General features: G+C 64.7%; 13 protein-coding genes. 2 read left to right on the plus strand and 11 right to left on the minus strand.

The window, feature by feature from the left end:
• Positions 1–124: 124 nt before the first annotated feature.
• Positions 125–373: a hypothetical protein gene (locus FR728_RS10525; protein ID WP_377175866.1), complete on the plus strand. Its 249-nt coding sequence runs from the start codon at positions 125–127 to the stop codon at positions 371–373.
• A 155-nt stretch (positions 374–528) separates the two neighbouring features.
• Here the strand turns inward: FR728_RS10525 and FR728_RS10530 are convergent, their stop codons facing one another.
• From FR728_RS10530 to ligA, 7 genes are all read right to left on the minus strand, one after another.
• The gene (locus FR728_RS10530) at positions 529–1,425 is read right to left on the minus strand and encodes a 50S ribosomal protein L11 methyltransferase (protein WP_208998765.1); all 897 of its coding nucleotides are present in this window, start codon (positions 1,423–1,425) and stop codon (positions 529–531) included.
• Positions 1,426–1,624: 199 nt separating this feature from the next.
• Complete coding sequence (locus tag FR728_RS10535; protein WP_149892630.1) at positions 1,625–3,007, minus strand: ATP-binding protein; 1,383 nt, start codon at positions 3,005–3,007, stop codon at positions 1,625–1,627.
• Positions 3,007–3,729: a response regulator gene (locus FR728_RS10540; RefSeq protein WP_149892631.1), complete on the minus strand. Its 723-nt coding sequence runs from the start codon at positions 3,727–3,729 to the stop codon at positions 3,007–3,009. The genes FR728_RS10535 and FR728_RS10540 overlap by 1 nt, the downstream gene beginning before the upstream one ends.
• A gap of 286 nt (positions 3,730–4,015) precedes the next feature.
• Positions 4,016–6,502, minus strand: a complete 2,487-nt coding sequence (locus FR728_RS10545; RefSeq protein ID WP_149892632.1) for an ATP-dependent helicase — start codon at positions 6,500–6,502, stop codon at positions 4,016–4,018.
• Between the two features lie 146 nt (positions 6,503–6,648).
• Positions 6,649–7,122, minus strand: a complete 474-nt coding sequence (locus tag FR728_RS10550; RefSeq protein ID WP_149892633.1) for a group III truncated hemoglobin — start codon at positions 7,120–7,122, stop codon at positions 6,649–6,651.
• A 73-nt stretch (positions 7,123–7,195) separates the two neighbouring features.
• Complete coding sequence (locus FR728_RS10555; RefSeq protein ID WP_149892634.1) at positions 7,196–8,062, minus strand: NAD-dependent epimerase/dehydratase family protein; 867 nt, start codon at positions 8,060–8,062, stop codon at positions 7,196–7,198.
• Positions 8,063–8,156: 94 nt separating this feature from the next.
• Positions 8,157–10,310, minus strand: coding sequence for an NAD-dependent DNA ligase LigA (gene ligA / locus FR728_RS10560; RefSeq protein ID WP_149892635.1), 2,154 nt, complete (start codon positions 10,308–10,310; stop codon positions 8,157–8,159).
• Between the two features lie 185 nt (positions 10,311–10,495).
• On the opposite strand from ligA, the gene FR728_RS10565 reads away from it, so the two are divergent.
• Entirely contained in the window at positions 10,496–10,705 is a 210-nt protein-coding gene (locus tag FR728_RS10565) for a hypothetical protein (protein ID WP_149892636.1), read from the plus strand.
• A gap of 123 nt (positions 10,706–10,828) precedes the next feature.
• Here FR728_RS10565 and recN read toward each other — a convergent pair whose 3' ends face one another.
• The 4 genes from recN to ftsZ all read right to left on the minus strand — a co-directional run bounded on the left by recN (position 10,829) and on the right by ftsZ (position 16,784).
• Positions 10,829–12,499 carry a DNA repair protein RecN gene (recN, locus tag FR728_RS10570; RefSeq protein ID WP_149892637.1) on the minus strand — a complete coding sequence of 557 codons (1,671 nt, stop codon included), beginning with the start codon at positions 12,497–12,499 and terminating at the stop codon, positions 10,829–10,831.
• 36 nt (positions 12,500–12,535) lie between these two features.
• Positions 12,536–13,390 carry an outer membrane protein assembly factor BamD gene (locus FR728_RS10575; RefSeq protein ID WP_149892638.1) on the minus strand — a complete coding sequence of 285 codons (855 nt, stop codon included), beginning with the start codon at positions 13,388–13,390 and terminating at the stop codon, positions 12,536–12,538.
• Between the two features lie 328 nt (positions 13,391–13,718).
• Positions 13,719–14,660 (minus strand): UDP-3-O-acyl-N-acetylglucosamine deacetylase, encoded by a 942-nt coding sequence (lpxC, locus tag FR728_RS10580; protein ID WP_149892639.1) that lies wholly within the window; start codon positions 14,658–14,660, stop codon positions 13,719–13,721.
• Between the two features lie 282 nt (positions 14,661–14,942).
• A complete protein-coding gene (gene ftsZ, locus FR728_RS10585; protein WP_149893096.1) occupies positions 14,943–16,784 on the minus strand; it encodes a cell division protein FtsZ in 1,842 nt (613 codons plus the stop codon).
• Positions 16,785–16,791: the final 7 nt, after the last annotated feature.

Here is a 16,791-nt window from a genome sequence, read left to right on the forward strand (position 1 = left end):
CCCTTTTTGCATTTTGCAACGCAACATCGATCTCGCACATGCGAAAATTGCAGATCTGACATGCAGTTCCATGCCTAGCTGACATGGCTCGATGTGGCCATATTGGGGTCAAGAACAAATCGGCATGACCGGCGAGGACAACGCCCCCGGACCCCAGCCCTCCCAGATGACACCCATGGAGATGACCATGACCAACACGATCTCGAACAACTTCGTCAGCCGCGCTCTTGGCCGCATGGTTGAAGCCCGCGAAAAGCAGGCCCGCCGCTATGTCAACGGCTACCTCCTCTCCCTCGACGACGCGACCCTCACCGCTCACGGCTATGACCGCGCATCGCTGGAAAAGGAAGGCCGCACCGGCGCCCTGATCTGAGCCGACGGCACCAGACATTTCGGCCCTGCCAAGCCCTCCTCCTCCCAGGAGCAGCCTGAGTCGAACGAAAAAAGGCGTGACCACCGGTCACGCCTTTTTTGTGTGTTCCGTTCCTGACCTCCAACTGCGGCGAGGGAGGAAAGGCGTCCCGAGGCTCAGGCCTGCGGGCGACCGCGCACCAGGGTCAGCGTCAGCCAGCCGTTCTTCTCGCCCCGCTTCGACAGGTGGAAGCCCTGGCAGCCATAGGCGAAGAGAATGCGCGGACCGTCCTCGACCCGCAGGCCGGACAGGATCAGCGTCGCGGTCGGCGTCATGTTGGCGGCGATATCTCGCGCCATCTTCATCAGCGGCCGCGCCAGGATATTCGCGATGATCAGGTCGAACGGTCCGTTCTCGCCGAAGCGGCGGTCGTTCATGCCATTGGCGGTGAAGGTATGGACCAGATGGCCGGCGCCGTTGAGACGGGCATTCTCGGCAGCGGTCTTGGTGGCCACCGGATCAATGTCGGTGGCCAGCACCGGCTGATGGGACCGCAGGGCGGCGGCGATGGCCAGCACGCCGGTGCCCGTGCCGAGATCCAGCACCCGGGCATAGTCGCGCATGGCAAAGAGCCGGTCGATTTCTTCCAGACAGCCAGCGGTGGTGCCGTGATGCCCCGTGCCAAAGGCGAGAGCCGCCTCGATCTCGATGCCGATATGACCGCCGGGCACCTTGTCCCGGTCGTGCGCGCCGTGAATGGTGAAGCGGCCGGCAGACACCGGCTTCAGGCCCTCGAGGCTCTTCTCCACCCAGTTCACATCCGGCAGGATCTCCGCGTCGATCGGTGCTGCGAAGGCATCGGACCCGACCTTTTCCCGCACCAAGGCGATGGCCTCATCGGGCTCGATGTCGAAGAGAAGGACCTCGGCCGCCCACATGCGCCCGTCCGCCGAATTCTCGAAGACGGCGACCGGATTTCCCTCGTCCTCGAAGGCCCGTTCCAGAACATCGGAAATGCGCTTGGCTTCAAGTTCCTCGGCGGCGATTCGTACGCGGACGGTCTGCATGGTCATTCCTGTGATCGCGGCACGCGGGAGATGGAGGCTCCGGTCTGGCGGCCAAAGTCTGAAGAAGGAGGGTTTCGCCGCGATATACAGGCAGTGACGGAAAACGGCCAGAAGTTTCCAGCCGGAACCTGAAGATAGGCGCCACCTGTCTGCGGCCTGACAGCGTGACCTTGGCAGCCAAGGAAAGGCGGTCGAGGTCAGGCTGTCAGGCCGCCAGTCCATCCATGGGCAGCACCATGCGCGCGGTCAATCCGCCGCCGGGCGTGTCCAGAAGCTCCAGATGCCCTCCGTGGGCCTCCGCGATGGACAGGCTGATGGAAAGGCCGAGCCCGAACCCGACGCCCTTGCCGTAGGTCCGTGCCTCGTCGCCGCGCTCGAAGGGTTCGAGCAGTCGGGCGCGTGCGTCAGGGTCGATCCCCGGTCCATGATCGATTACATCGATCACCACGGCCCCCTCCGCCGTCCCGGCACGGATCTCTGCGGCCCCCGCATAGCGCAGGGCATTGTCGATGAGGTTGCAGAGCGCCCGGTTGAGCTCCACCGGCCGCCCCCGAAGGCTGAGCCCGCCCGCACAGGTGAGGGGCACCTGCTGATCGAGATCCTCATACTGGTCGGTGATGCCACGCAGAAAGCTGCCAAGATCGATGAGGTCCGGCGCCTCGCCGGTGTCTCCGGCCCGCAGATAGCTCAGCGCCCCGTTGATCTGGATTTCCATGAGATCGAGATCCGCAAGGCTGCGCTGCTTCATCTCTCCCTCGTCCATAAGGGCGAGGCGCAGGCGCAGACGGGTCAGGGGCGTGCGCAGATCGTGACCGATGGCGGCAAGCATCCGCGTGCGCCGCGCGATCATGTCCTGAATGCGCTCCTGCATCAGGTTGAAGGCATGCGCCACCTTGCGCACCTCGGACGGTCCACGCTCGACGATGGGCACCGGGCGGGTCGGCGCCTGGCCATAAAGAGCAGCCGACGCCGCCAGCTCCGAGAGCGGACGGGTGAGCGTCAGCGCCACCCAGACGAGCAGCAGCAGCACCGAAACGGCAAGGGAAACAAGCATCTGGAACAAGGGGGTCAACAGCAGTGGGAGGCGCTCGCGCTGCGCTTCCGTGATCGCCACACCCGTCCCGTCGCTGAGGCGGAAGAAGAACTCCCTGTGTCCGCCCTCGCCACTCGCATCGGGAAGGAAACGGTCTCCGAGGAGCACCACCCCATCGCGAAGCGGCCCTGCGCCCCGCGGCCGCGGCCCGGCAAATTCCCCCTGTCCGCCCGGGTCCCGGCGCTCGTCGAAAAGCGCCTGCAACTCTCCTGCCTCCACCAGTCGGAAGCCGGAGACACCTTCCGGGGTCCGCATCCCCTCAAGATAGGCAGCACGTGCTGCCGGATCTCCCGCATTCAGCGTCCCCAGCACGAGCCCGTATGCGAGATTGTTCCGCACATAGTCCTCGTGGGGCGGGCCTTCATGCATCAGGCGCAGCAGAAGGAAGGTCAGCACGGCGATGGAGATCACGGCCAGCACCATCACCAGCGTGATCTGCACGGCAATGCGCCGCGGCAGCAGTCGGGCGAGACAGCGCAGGCCGGAGGTCCGCATCAAACCGCCATGACTTCGGCCACGAATTCGTAGCCGCCGGCCCGCACCGTGCGGATGAACTGGAAGGGCGCGCCGCCCGCCTCCAGCTTGCTGCGAACCCGCGAAATCAGAATGTCGATGTTGCGACCTGTGCCCGTGGCGACAGAGGCGCCGGCGTGGGTGAGATCGATGAGTTGCTCGCGGCTGAGAACCCGTCCCCGGCGTTCGGCGAGCACCTGCAACAGGTCGAACTCCGCCGGGGTCAGGCTGATCACAGCCCCTTGCGGGTTCTTCAGCACCCGTGCGGTGCAATCCATCTTCCAGTTTTCGAAAACCATGGTCTTGGTGGTGACGGAGGGGGCCGCCGCCCCCATTTCCACCCGCCGGAACAGGGCGCGCACGCGGGCAATCAGCTCGCGCGGATTGAACGGCTTGGCAAGATAGTCATCCGCACCGACCTCAAGCCCGACGACCCGGTCGAAGTCGTCCGACTTGGCCGAGACGATGATGATCGGCATGGTGCTGGTTGCCCGAAGCCGCCGGCAGATGCTCAGCCCGTCCTCGCCCCCGAGCATCAGGTCGAGGATGAGCAGATCGATCCGGGCATGACCCAGCACCCGATCCATCTCGGCACTGTTCGTCGCCAGAGAGACCTTCCAGCCGTTGGCAACCAGGTGACGCTCCATGAGAGCGCCGATTTCGGGATCGTCTTCGACGATGAGGATATGTTCGGAACGGGTCATGCGGCAAATATGCCGAAAGACGACGGGCACGCACGTAAAAAAGTGTAAGGATTCGTTTCCGGATGTTTCCAGAGCAGATCAAGGACAATCAAGGAAAAGAATAAGTATTGAACGCCCTCAAAAAGCAGAGATGACCATCGCCGACACACCCGGAAGAAGCCACAACCCTGCGGAAGGGCATCGCCGGCGCGCCACTTCCCCTTGCGGCGAGGAACGGGGAACCTCGGTCGAAAAGGCCAGGGCAAGACACGGAGCCCCAGGCCCGTGTCCGCGCCGTGACCGGCGATCAGTGCTTCTCGACGAAACTGTCGAGCACTTTCTTCTGCCCGGCCTTCTCGAATTCGATGGTCAGCTTGTTGCCCTCGATGGCGGAAATCGCGCCATAGCCGAACTTGATGTGGAACACCCGCTCGCCCAGGCTGTAGGGGGATGGCGTGCTCGCCACCGACTTGGCCACCAGCTCGCCCTCGATGGTCATCGGCCCGGCCTTGCGCTGGCGCGACGACTTGAAGCTGCCCCGCTCCAGAACCGTGTCCTGTGCGGCGCGCGCCTTCTGCGCCCGCTGCCAGCCCGGCGTGGAATAGCTGCTTTGGAAGGGGTCGCGCCCATCGAAGCGCGAGGCGCCATAGCCACCCCCACCATAGGAGCCGTAGCCGCCGTAGTTCGACGAGCTCTCGACGATCTCCACATGGGCCTCGGGCAGCTCGTCGAGGAAGCGAGAGGGAATGGAGGACTGCCACTGGCCGTGGATCCGCCGGTTCGAGGTGAACCAGATCTTCGCCCGCTTCTTGGCCCGGGTGACGCCCACATAGGCCAGACGCCGTTCTTCCTCGAGACCGGCCTTGCCGCTCTCGTCCAGAGCCCGCTGATGCGGGAAGAGGCCTTCCTCCCAACCGGGCAGAAACACCGTGTCGAATTCCAGTCCCTTGGCCGAGTGGAGCGTCATGATCGACACCGCGTCCAGCCCTTCCTCGCTGTCCCGGTCCATCACCAGGGAGATATGCTCGAGGAAACCGGCCATGCTCTCGAACTCTTCCATGGAGCGGATGAGTTCCTTGAGGTTGTCGAGCCGACCGGGCGCCTCTGCAGAGCGGTCGGTGCGCCACATTTCCGTATAGCCGCTCTCGTCCAGGATGATCTCGGCCAGCTCCGTATGCTTGGCCGTTTCCAACTCCCGGCGCCAGCGGGCGAAATTGTCGAGCACGCCCTTCAGGGCGGTGCGCGCCTTGGGCTTGATCTCTTCCGTCTGGCAGAGCTGGAAGGCGGCTTCCATGAGCGGAATGCGGTTGGCCCGCGCCAGCTCGTGCACCAGCTTCAAGGTGGCGTCCCCGAGCCCCCGCTTCGGCGTGTTGACGATGCGCTCGAAGGCCAGATCGTCGGCCGGCTGCACCACGCAGCGGAAATAGGCCAGCGCATCCCGGATTTCGAGACGCTCATAGAAGCGCGGACCGCCAATGACCCGGTAGTTGAGCCCCATGCTGACGAAACGGTCTTCGAAGGACCGCATCTGGAAGGAAGCGCGAACGAGAATGGCAATGTCGTTGAGCCGGTGCCCCTGGGTCTGCAGGGTCTCGATTTCCTCGCCGATCGCGCGCGCTTCCTCTTCCGAATCCCAGGCCGACGCAACCGCGACAGGCACTTCGTCCGGATCGGAAATGTCGGTGAAGAGCGTCTTGCCCAGACGCCCCTCATTGTGACTGATCAGGTGAGAGGCCGCCGCCAGGATGTGGCTCGTCGAGCGATAGTTGCGCTCCAGACGGATGACCTTGGCCCCGCGGAAGTCGTGCTCGAAGCGCAGGATGTTGTCCACCTCCGCCCCGCGCCAGCCATAGATCGACTGGTCGTCGTCGCCGACGCAGCAGACGTTCGCATTGCCCTGGGCCAGCAGACGCAGCCACAAATACTGGGCGACGTTCGTGTCCTGGTACTCGTCCACCATCATGAAGCGGAAACGGCGCTGATAGTCGGCGAGAATGTCCGGGTTGTTCTTGAACAGGGTGATAACGTGGAGCAGCAGGTCGCCGAAATCGCAGGCGTTCAGGATCGACAGGCGGTCCTGATATTCGGCGTAGAGCTTGCGGCCGATGCCGGCGAAGGCGGCCGCCTCCCCATGCGAGATCTCGTTCGGGGTCTGGGCCCGGTTCTTCCAGCCATCGACCATTCCGGCAAAGGCCCGCGGCGTCCAGCGCTTCTCGTCGAGCCCTTCGGCCTGGATGATCTGCTTGATCAGACGCAGCTGGTCGTCCGTGTCGAGGATGGAGAAACCGGACTTCAGGCCGACCAGTTCCGCATGGCGGCGCAGGATCTTCACGCAGATGGAGTGGAAGGTGCCGAGCCAGGCCATGCCTTCCACGTGACCGCCGATGAAGCCGGCGATGCGGTCCTTCATCTCGCGCGCCGCCTTGTTGGTGAAGGTCACCGCAAGGATTTCCGAAGGCCGGGCCGAGCCCGTCGCCAGAATATGGGCGATGCGGGTGGTCAGGACGCGGGTCTTGCCCGTGCCCGCACCGGCGAGCACCAGCAGCGGGCCCTCCAGCGTCATCACCGCGTCGCGCTGTTCCGGGTTCAGCCCTTCCAGATAGTCCGGCGCCTGGGACCGCCGGGCCGCCATGGCCCGGGCCGCAATGCCTCCTCCTGCCGTAGCAGCAGGGGCCGGCTGGAAGCCGCTGGGCGCGAGACCGGACGGCCGGTCGCCGGGAAATCCGTCGTCGCCGCCGAACCCGTCGGGAAAGGTGTCTTCGATGTCGTCGGGATACCCGTTGGGGTCAGCCATGTGCACGCGCGCCGATTCTGATGATCACTTCAGAAGAACAATATAGCAACAAAAGCGGCAGCGGCGAGGCATCTCCGGGAGTTTTCATGGGAAAAGGCCCTCTCCCGTTCCGCGCTCGCCTCAGGGGCGATCCAAGCCAGCCGTCCTCACCCCCGGTGAAAGCGCTCGCCCCGCCCGAGGATCGCGCCATTGTAGGAGGCAACGCCCATTTCCAGACTGGAGGCGATGTTGCGGGCGCGGGAGAGAAAATGCTCGGCCGCCACCGGCGGGCATTCGGCGGCAACCGTCTCGCCAAAGAGCGCGAGCCACCGGTCGAAATGGGTCGCATCCACGGGCAGCACCATGTGCCGCGGCATGGGCGTGCCGGAATAGGCGCCAGTGGCCAGCGCGACCGAGGACCAGAACCGGTACATGGTCTCCAGATGAGGCTGCCAGTCGGTGATCCGCTCGGCAAAGACCGGTCCGAGCAGATCATCGCCGCGAACCCGGTCATAGAAGCGATTGACCACCCGCTCGATCATTTCGTGATCGATCCCCGTCTCCGCCTGGATGCGGGCACTCATGCGCGCCCGCCGCTCGGCCGGCGTCAGGGTCTCGTCATCGTCGATCGGATGGCTCATATCGTGTTCCGAAGTTGCGGGCCGCGGTGGCGGGGTGCCGTGACAGCCTTTATCCGCCCGCCGCCCCGCGCCTTCAAGTGTCCAGACTGTCGCAGAACTCGCGGATATGATCGCGGATCGAATGACGCGGCTCCCAGCCAAGCGCGCGAGTCTTTTCGGTCATCACATCGGCGGTCATGCGGTTGCCCGGGCGTTCGGGCAGCATGCGGATCTCGCCACCGAACATCTTCGCAATCTCCAGGATCGAGAAGGATTCCGGGCTGCCGATGCCGAATTCGTCGCCATAGCCGTTCTGCCCGACCAGCAGGATCCCGTCGACGATGTCATTGATGTGGGTGAAATTGCGCTTCTGCACCCCCGGCGACACGACGGTCAGCTCCTCGCCCTTGCGGCGGCGCTCCTTGAACAGGGCGATCAGCGTCGCATACTTGCCGCTGGCGATCTCGCGCGGGCCATAGGCGTTGTAGAAATAGGTGATCGCATAGGGCACGCCGAACCAGGTGCCGTAATTCTGCACGAGCTCGGTGTTGGTCGCCTTGGTCCAGGCATAGGGGCTCTGGCTGCGTCCCATGCCGCCGTCGCCGAACTTGGTGCTGGAGCCCGCATAGATCAGCTTGGCGCCCGTCTTGCGGCAAAACTGAAGCACGGCGAAGATCCCGTCCTTGTTGGACCGCCAGACCTGTTCCACATCCTCGAAGGACTGCTCGACCCGGGAATACTCCCCGAGGTGGTAGATATAATCCGGAGCAAAGTCGATCAGCTCGGCGATATCCTTGGTCTCGCCCCGCAGATAGGTCACACCGGAAACGTGGTTCGCCTCGCTGCCCGTCGAGTAATTGTCGAGCGACCAGACTTCATGGCCGGGCAGGTCCCGCAGCCGCTCACACAGATGGGAGCCGATGAACCCGGCCCCACCCGTCACCAATACCTTCACACCCACGAAAATGTCCCCTGCTTGTCACTTTGTCCCATGCGGATAGCCCCCGGTCCTACAGGATGGCGCGGCCTGCGTCACCCGCCGAGGTACACTCTCCTCAAGCTCCGACCAGCTCGAACCACTGATCTTCGGAAATCACCTCGATTTCGAGCTCTTCGGCCTTCTTCAGCTTGGACCCGGCCCCCGGACCGGCCACCAGCAGGTCCGTCTTCTTCGACACGGATCCGGCGACCTTCGCCCCCAGCCGCTCTGCCATGGCCTTGGCCTCGTCGCGGGTCATGCGTTCCAGCGAGCCGGTGAAGACCACGGTCTTGCCGGCGACCGGGCTGTCCCCCGCATCGATCCGCTCCGCATCCTTCGGCCTCACCTGAGCCAGCAGCGCATCGAGCTGCTCGCGGTTGTGATCCTCGGCGAAGAACTCCGTCAGTGCCTCGGCCACGATGTGCCCGATGCCGTCGATGTCATTGAGCTCGGCCCAGGCGGAGGAGGCGTGATCGCCCGCCTCGGTCATTGCCGCATAGAAGGCGTTCCAGGAGCCATAGGCGCGGGCCAGAAGCTTGGCGTTGCCCTCCCCCACGTGCCGGATGCCGAGCGCGAAGATGAAGCGGTGCAGGTCGATGTCCCGGCGCGCATTGATGGCCTCGAAGAGATTGCGCGCGGAGACCGCGCCCCATCCCTCCCGGTTGCGCAGCTTGGTCAGCGCCACCCGGTCCCGCTCCTCCAGGGTGAAGATATCCGCAGGCGTGCGCACCAGCTCGTCGGCGAAAAAGGCATCCACCTGCTTGTCCCCGAACCCTTCGATGTCGAAGGCATTGCGCGAGACGAAATGCTTGAGCTTCTCGGTCGCCTGAGCCGGGCAGATCAGGCCGCCGGTGCAGCGGCGCACGCTGTCCATCCGCCCCGTCTTGGCGTTTTCCTCGCGCACCGCATGGCTGCCGCAGGCCGGACAGGTGGTCGGGAAGACGTAGGGCGCGCTGTCGGCCGGCCGCTTATCCAGATCCACATCGACGATCTGCGGGATCACGTCCCCCGCGCGCTGGATCCGCACCGTGTCGCCCACGCGCAGATCCTTTCCGCCCCGTATCGGCTCGCCGTCCTGACCTATCCCCTTGATGTAATCCTCGTTGTGCAGGGTCGCATTGGAGACGACCACCCCGCCCACGGTCACCGGCTCCAGCTTGGCGACCGGCGTCAGCGCCCCGGTCCGCCCCACCTGGATCTCGATGTCATTGAGGATCGTATAAGCCTGCTCGGCCGGGAACTTGTGCGCAATCGCCCAGCGGGGCGAGCGGGAGATGAAGCCCAGGCGGCCCTGCAGGTCCAGCCGGTCCACCTTGTAGACCACGCCGTCGATGTCATAGCCGAGCGTCGCCCGCTCTTCCTCGATCCGGAGATAGACCTCCAGCAACGCTTCCACGCTTTCGCAGCGCTGCATGAGCGAATTGGTCTTGAAGCCCCAGGCCGCGAAGGCCTCCACCATGCCCATCTGGGTGTCTGCCGGCATCGCGCTCATCTCGCCCCAGGCATAGGCGAAGAACTTCAGCGGCCGGGTGGCGGTGATCTCCGGGTTGAGCTGGCGCAGGGAGCCTGCCGCCGCATTGCGCGGATTGGCGAAGACCTTGCCCCCATTGGCCGCCATGCGCGCATTCAGCGCCTGAAAATCCGCGTGCGCCATATAGACTTCACCGCGCACCTCCACGACCTCCGGCACGTCGCCGGAGAGAGACTGGGGAATGTCGGAAATCGTCCGCGCATTGGCCGTCACGTTTTCGCCGACGGCCCCGTCGCCCCGGGTCGCCGCATGGACGAGCACCCCGGCCTCATAGCGCAGCGAAAGCGACAGCCCGTCGATCTTCGGCTCGGCCGTCACCGCCAGCGCCCCCATGAGCGGGTCATATTTCAGGAAGCGACGCACCCGGCCCACGAAGTCGCGAACATCCCCGTCCTCGAAGGCATTATCGAGGGAGAGCATCGGGACCCGGTGGGTGATCTTGCCGAAGCCGTCGCTGGCTTCCGCCCCCACCCGGACCGACGGACTGTCGGACCGCACAAGTTCTGGAAAGCGCGCTTCGATCTCGCCGTTGCGCCGGCGCAGCGCGTCATAGTCCGCGTCCGAGATCGTCGGCGCGTCCTCACCGTGATAGCGCCGGTCGTGTTCGGCAATCTCCGTGGCGAGCCGTTCCAGCTCCACCTGCGCATCCTGCAACGTCAGCTGGTCGACGGGAATGGCTCGGGCAGAGGTGTCGGTCATGGCGGTCAGGCTTTTTTCGCGAGGGGAACGGGGAGGCCAAGCAGGCTTGCCCTCATCGACTATCGCATAATGGAACCCAATGGTGCGCTCAAGAGTTCCTCCATCACAAGCCGGTTGAGAACGGGAGACGCCTGGAAGCGACACCCTCCGCACCCGGCCCCCAGGCTTCTCAAGGAGTATCAAGCATGGCCTATCATGACCGAGACACCACCGTTGTCGAAACCCGCCGTTCGTCCGGCGCAGGCTGGTTCGTTGCCGGCGCCCTCGTCGTGGCGCTGATCGCCGGCGGTTTCTTCTATACCCAGGGCTTCTTCCACGATGACGACGTGAGCATCGAGCTGAGCCTTCCGGACCTGAACACCAAGACGATCACCAAGCCGCTTCAGGACGGCTGATCGATCTGCGAGGCCTCTGGCCTCCCCCGACTTCATCTGAGCTCCCCCCGATGACTTATCGGCGGCCCTCCTCCCGGGCCGCCGTTTTTTTATGTCGCGGGCGGGAGCGCGCAGGAATGGGTCTCAACCGGCGCCTTCGGTGAGCAGCTTGCGGGCGGCGGCGCGCGCCTCTTCGGTGATGGTGCTGCCCGCGAGCATGCGCGCGATTTCCTCGCTGCGATGGTCCTCGTCAATCCGCTTCACCCGGGTGGCCACCCGGGCCTTGCCGGCGTCTTCCTTGGCAATCAGGAAATGACCGGCGGCCCTTGCCGCGACCTGCGGCGCATGGGTGACGGTCAGCACCTGCACATTGGCGGCAAGGCGTGCAAGCCGGACGCCGATCGCCTCGGCCACAGCCCCGCCGACGCCGGTGTCGATCTCGTCGAAGACAAGCGTGGGAACAGAGCCCTTGTCCGTCAGGCAGACCTTCAGCGCCAGCAGGAAGCGCGAGAGCTCGCCCCCGGACGCCACCTTCATCATCGGTCCCGGACGGGTGCCCGGGTTGGTCTGAACATGGAACTCCAGCTGGTCGTTGCCCGACCGGCTGCGGCTTTCCGGATCGCTCGTCATGTCGACGATGAAGCGCGCCCGCTCCAGCTTCAGGGCCGGAAGCTCCGCGCCGACGGCCTTCTCCAGCGTGCGAGCCACCTTCTCCCGGCGGGCCGACAGTTTTACCGCAAGCGCGTCATAGGTCTCGCGTGCCTTGGTGACCGCGCCTTCAAGCGCTGCGAGCTTGTCCTCTCCCGCATCCAGATCGGCGAGATCCTCGGTCATGCGCGCGGCCAGCGCCGGCAGTTCTTCCACCGTGACGGAGAACTTGCGCGCCGCAGCCCTCAGCGCGAAGAGACGCTCTTCGGTCGCCTCCAGCTCGCGCGGATCGAAATCGGTCTGGCGCAGGGCACTTTCCAGGCCACCGCGCGCTTCTTCCAGACTGTCCAGCGCGCTGACGAGACCCCGCACCGGACCGTTGAGCAGATGCGGCACCTGATCGGCCTTGCGCTCCAGACGGCGCAGCAGGCTGGCCAGTTCCGGAATGGGCGAGGCCGACCCGTTCAGGGTCTCGTAGGCCTCGTTCAGGTCTCCGGCGATCTTCTCCACCTGCATCATGGTGGCCCGGCGGTCGGCAAGCGCCTCTTCCTCGCCGGACTTGGGCGAAAGCTTCGACAGCTCCTCGACTGCGGCCTTGAGATAATCCGCCTCACGCCGGGCCGCATCGATGCGCGCCGCGTGATCCCTTGCAGCCTTCTCCGCCGCGCGCAGGGCGGCGAAGGCTTCGGCCACCTTCGCCACGTCGCCGGAAAGCCCGCCGAAACTGTCGACCAGATCCCGGTGTGTCTCCGGATCCGTCAGGGCCCGGTCATCATGCTGGCCATGAATTTCCACGAGCAGGGCGCCCGCCTGGCGCATGAGCCCGACGCTGACCGGCTGATCGTTGATGAAGGCACGTGTGCGCCCGTCCGCCGTCTGGATGCGCCGCAGGATCACATCCCCGTCGTCCTCGACACCGTTTTCGCGCAGGAGCGCCCGAACCGGATGATCACCGCGCACGTCGAAGACGGCAGTCACCTGCCCCTGTTCCTCGCCATGACGCACCAGGCCTGCGTCCCCGCGTCCGCCAATGGCAAGAGACAGGCTGTCGAGCAGGATGGACTTGCCCGCCCCGGTCTCGCCGGTCAGCACCGACATGCCGGAGGCAAACTCGAGGTCAAGACGGTCGATCAGGACAATGTCACGAATGGACAGAGCGACCAGCATGCCGAAAGGCTCCGCAAGAAGGGAAGTGGAACAACCTTAGAGCTTGATACCCTTGAACGCCTTGCTGATCCAGCTGCCGCTGTTCTCGGAAGGCTCATACCCGCCCTTGGACAGGAGCGAATAGGCGTCCTTGTACCACTGGGTGTCGGGGAAGTTGTGGCCAAGCACGGCAGCCGCCGTCTGGGCCTCGTTCACCACGCCGAGCGCATAATAGGCTTCGGTGAGACGGAACAGGGCTTCTTCGACGTGACGGGTAGTCTGATAGCGCAGCACCACCACCTTGAAGCGGTTGATGGCGGCGATGTAGTTCCGCTTTTCCAGATAGAAGCGGCCGACCTGCATTTCCTTGCCCGCCAGCTGATCGGCGGCAACGCGCAGCTTGGCTTCCGCGTCAGACGCATATTCGCTGTCCGGATAGCGCTGCAGCAGTTCCTGGAAGGCAGACGCCGCCTTCTCGGTCACGGCCTGGTCGCGGGTGATGTCCGGCATCTGGCGGAAATAGCTCTGGCCGACGATGTAGAGGGCGTAGGCCGCGTCTTCATTGCCGGGATAAAGGGTCAGGAACCGCTGGGCCGCAGACACGGCTTCCGCATAACGCCCGCGCGAGAAGTTCACATAGGCCATGTTGACCAGCGACTTCTTGGCGAATTCGGAATAGGGGTAAAGCTTGTCCAGCTCCTCGAACTTGTCGCCCGCCTGCTTCAGCTTGCCCTGGGCACGCAGGGCCAGGCCCTCGTTGTAGAGCACTTCGGCCGGCGTATCGTTCAGCGCCAGATCGTCGAGGTCGTCCTTGGAGGAAGAACAGGCAGCCACGCCGAGAGACAGCGTGAGAAGAGCAACCTTCAGGAGAGCAGCAGCACTGCGGTTCCGATCCTTCCGGTGTGCATTCATGATCTTCACCCCAGATACTCCTCATCCATTCCAGTTAGCCGTCCGGCAGATGCCGCTTCGGGCATCACTTCGACCGGCACGAATCCCGCCTGCAGGAAATCCTGATGGTCCGCCCCTCGCACATAGACGAGGAACGGGCGGTTTCACAAGTCCCTTCTGCCCGGCACCGGGCGCTTTCCCGTTTTCGGGACCGCTCCGGGGCACTGGTTCGTGGAGGAGCTTTGGAGCATTTTTGTGACGCTCCCTCCCCCTTGGCCAAGCCCCGCCTCAAACGCAACGCGGGCCAGACTGGCCCGCGCGGTAGAAGTGGTGATGAAATCGGATGAGCTCAGGACACGTCGGGGGCCAGAGCCGCGGCGACCAGACCGGCCTTCTCTGCCTGACCGGCTTCCCGGAAGGCCGGAGCCTCGACGATCTCGTAGGCGCTTTCATCCTCGAAGAGCTTGACGAGAATGGCGTGGTTCATCTTGTGGCCGCCCTTGTAGGAGCGGTAGTGACCAAGGATCTGCAGGCCGGCGAGAGACAGGTCGCCGATGGCATCCAGCGTCTTGTGGCGCACGAACTCGTCGGTCCAGCGGGTGCCTTCCGGGTTGAGAACCTTGTCCTCGGAAATGGCGACGGAATTTTCGAGCGAAGAGCCGAGGGCAAAGCCCATCTTCCAGAGCTGCTCCACATCCTTCACATAGCCGAAGGTGCGCGCGCGGGCGATGTCGCGCTTGAACAGGTCCGGGGTCAGCTCGATGTCGAGGGACTGGCGGCCGATCAGCGGCGTGTCGAAGTCGATGGTGATGTCGAAGCGCAGGCCATTGTGCGGATGCAACTCGCACCAGGCGGAACCCGTATCGACGCGCACCGGCTTCTTGACCCGGATGTAGCGGCGGCCACGATCCAGACGCTTCAAACCGACCTGATCGATCGCCTCGACGAAGGCATCGGAGCTCCCGTCCATGATCGGCATTTCCGGACCGTCGATCTCGACCATCAGATTGTCGACGCGCAGGGCGTAGAGAGCGGCCATCAGGTGCTCGACGGTGGAAAGACCATCTCCGGCCGGATCGCCCAGAACGGTGCAGAGAGCGGTCGCAGAGACCTTGTCCCAGCGCGCTGCGATCTCGCGGGCCCCCTTCTTGTCAGAGCGGACGAAGACGATGCCGGTGTTGGCATCGGCGGGACACAGGGTGATGCTGGCGGGCTTGCCGGAATGAACGCCAATGCCGGTCAGGGTCACCTGTTCCGCCAAAGTGGTCTGTCTGTCGATGTGGTGCGTCATGCTGCCCAGCCTTGCCCTTGCGCCAGAAGGTCCTCTATCGGGTTCGAACGATCGAAACGCCAGCGCGGTTCTAAACTTTTATTAACGATCGCCGAGTGAGCGCACCATACGCGCGCGACCGTCAAACGGGAAATAAAGGTTTGTTACGCTTTGTAACGAAACGACCCCGGATAACCCATTGGGCTGAAATGGGAAATTTTCCCCTCCTCAACTGCCGTAACGAAAACAGCCCGGCCTTTCGACCGGGCTGTCCTCGAGACAGGGAAGAGGGTCTCTGACGACTCAGTTGGCCTGACGGCGCAGGAACGCCGGGATCTCCAGCTGATCGTCATCCAGGGGCTCGGGCTGGCGCACCGGTGCACGGCCGGTGGTGTCCAGCTGACCGGCAGCACCATGGGCCGGACGCTGGGCCGGGCGCGGCTGGGCCGGACGCTGGGCCTGGACCGGAGCCTGTGCCTGAACCGGCGCCTGCGGACGCTGGGCCTGAGCGGGAGCCTGAACCGGAGCGGCGGAACGCTCGGCGAACACGTCGTGCTCGTCCTCGTATTCCTCGCGGCGGCCGAGACCATTGGCCAGGCGGCGCAGCAGACCCATCGGGCGACGGTCTTCCTCGTGATGCACTTCATGAGCCGCCGGTGCGACCGGGGCCGGCTGGGCCGGACGCGGTGCCGGAGCAGCCGCCTGGACCGGAGCCTGACGCGGCGCCGGCTGGGCCGGACGCGGTGCCGGAGCAGCCGCAGCGGCCTGGCGGGCCTTCATTTCCTGCTGAACCATCGGCGGGAAGTCGTCGAGGGTCGGCATGCGCGGTGCCGGGGAATGCTGTTCGGCAACCGGCGGGATGTAGGGCTTGCTCACCGGCAGCTCTTCGCTGACGGCAAGCGGATGATGCGCATCATCCAGATCCATCATCGGAGCCGGGGTGGCCAGCTGTTCGACGGCCGGACGGAACGGCTTGATCTCGACTTCCGGATCGGTTGCAGCAGCAACCGGAGCCGGTTCCGGCATGGACAGTTCGCGTTCCAGCGACGCGACGGCCTTGGCCGCAGCGGCTTCGTTGCGCACGACCGGAGCCGGAGCGGGCTCGGCCTTCGGCGCGGTCTTTACCTCTGGTGCGCGAAAGCTCGCGGTAACGGCGGGGGCGTTGAAGCCCGCGTCCATTTCACGATCGATGCCGGTGGCCACGACGGACACGCGGATGATGCCGTCCAGGCTCTCGTCGAAGGTTGCGCCGAGTATGATGTTGGCGTCCTGATCGACTTCCTCGCGGATACGGGTCGCAGCTTCATCGACCTCGAACAGGGTCATGTCGTTGCCGCCGGTGATGGAGATCAGCAGGCCCTTGGCACCCTTCATGGAGCTTTCGTCGAGCAGCGGGTTTGCAATGGCCGCTTCTGCCGCCTGCATCGCACGCTTTTCGCCGGAGGCTTCGCCGGTGCCCATCATGGCCTTGCCCATGCCGCGCATGACGGAGCGCACGTCGGCGAAGTCCAGGTTGATCAGGCCTTCCTTGACCATCAGGTCGGTGATGCAGGCCACGCCCGAATAGAGCACCTGATCGGCCATCGCGAAAGCGTCGGCGAAGGTGGTCTGGGCATTGGCAATGCGGAAGAGGTTCTGGTTCGGGATCACAATCAGCGTATCGACGTTACGCTGCAGTTCCTCGATGCCCGCATCGGCGATGCGCATACGGCGACCGCCTTCGAACTGGAACGGCTTGGTGACCACACCTACCGTCAGTATACCCTGCTCGCGCGCCGCCCGTGCGATGACCGGAGCCGCACCGGTGCCGGTGCCGCCGCCCATGCCGGCGGTGATGAAGACCATGTGCGAACCGGACAGGTGGTCGTTGATCTCGTCGATCACTTCCTCGGCGGCCGCGCAACCGACTTCCGGCTGGGAGCCTGCACCGAGACCTTCGGTCACGGCCACGCCCATCTGCACCAGACGTTCGGACTTGTTCATGGCAAGCGCCTGAGCGTCCGTGTTGGCGACCACGAAGTCGCAGCCCTGCAGGCCGGCCGTGATCATGTTGTTGACGGCGTTGCCGCCAGCACCCCCGACGCCGAAGACCGTGATGCGGGGCTTCAGCTCCTGAATGTCGGGCATCTTCAGGTTGATGGTCATGTTATCC

The sequence above is a fragment of the Roseibium aestuarii genome (genome assembly GCF_008477545.1).
GTDB lineage: Bacteria > Pseudomonadota > Alphaproteobacteria > Rhizobiales > Stappiaceae > Roseibium > Roseibium aestuarii.

Excerpts from the sequence above, each read along its gene's own strand:
- FR728_RS10575 (WP_149892638.1), bottom strand. The coding sequence starts at position 13,390 with ATGAATGCACACCGGAAGGATCGGAACCGCAGTGCTGCTGCTCTCCTG.
- FR728_RS10550 (WP_149892633.1), bottom strand. The coding sequence starts at position 7,122 with ATGAGCCATCCGATCGACGATGACGAGACCCTGACGCCGGCCGAGCGG.
- FR728_RS10540 (WP_149892631.1), bottom strand. The coding sequence starts at position 3,729 with ATGACCCGTTCCGAACATATCCTCATCGTCGAAGACGATCCCGAAATC.
- FR728_RS10525 (WP_377175866.1), top strand. The coding sequence starts at position 125 with ATGACCGGCGAGGACAACGCCCCCGGACCCCAGCCCTCCCAGATGACA.
- FR728_RS10530 (WP_208998765.1), bottom strand. The coding sequence starts at position 1,425 with ATGACCATGCAGACCGTCCGCGTACGAATCGCCGCCGAGGAACTTGAA.
- lpxC (WP_149892639.1), bottom strand. The coding sequence starts at position 14,660 with ATGACGCACCACATCGACAGACAGACCACTTTGGCGGAACAGGTGACC.
- ligA (WP_149892635.1), bottom strand. The coding sequence starts at position 10,310 with ATGACCGACACCTCTGCCCGAGCCATTCCCGTCGACCAGCTGACGTTG.
- FR728_RS10545 (WP_149892632.1), bottom strand. The coding sequence starts at position 6,502 with ATGGCTGACCCCAACGGGTATCCCGACGACATCGAAGACACCTTTCCC.
- recN (WP_149892637.1), bottom strand. The coding sequence starts at position 12,499 with ATGCTGGTCGCTCTGTCCATTCGTGACATTGTCCTGATCGACCGTCTT.
- FR728_RS10565 (WP_149892636.1), top strand. The coding sequence starts at position 10,496 with ATGGCCTATCATGACCGAGACACCACCGTTGTCGAAACCCGCCGTTCG.
- ftsZ (WP_149893096.1), bottom strand. The coding sequence starts at position 16,784 with ATGACCATCAACCTGAAGATGCCCGACATTCAGGAGCTGAAGCCCCGC.
- FR728_RS10535 (WP_149892630.1), bottom strand. The coding sequence starts at position 3,007 with ATGCGGACCTCCGGCCTGCGCTGTCTCGCCCGACTGCTGCCGCGGCGC.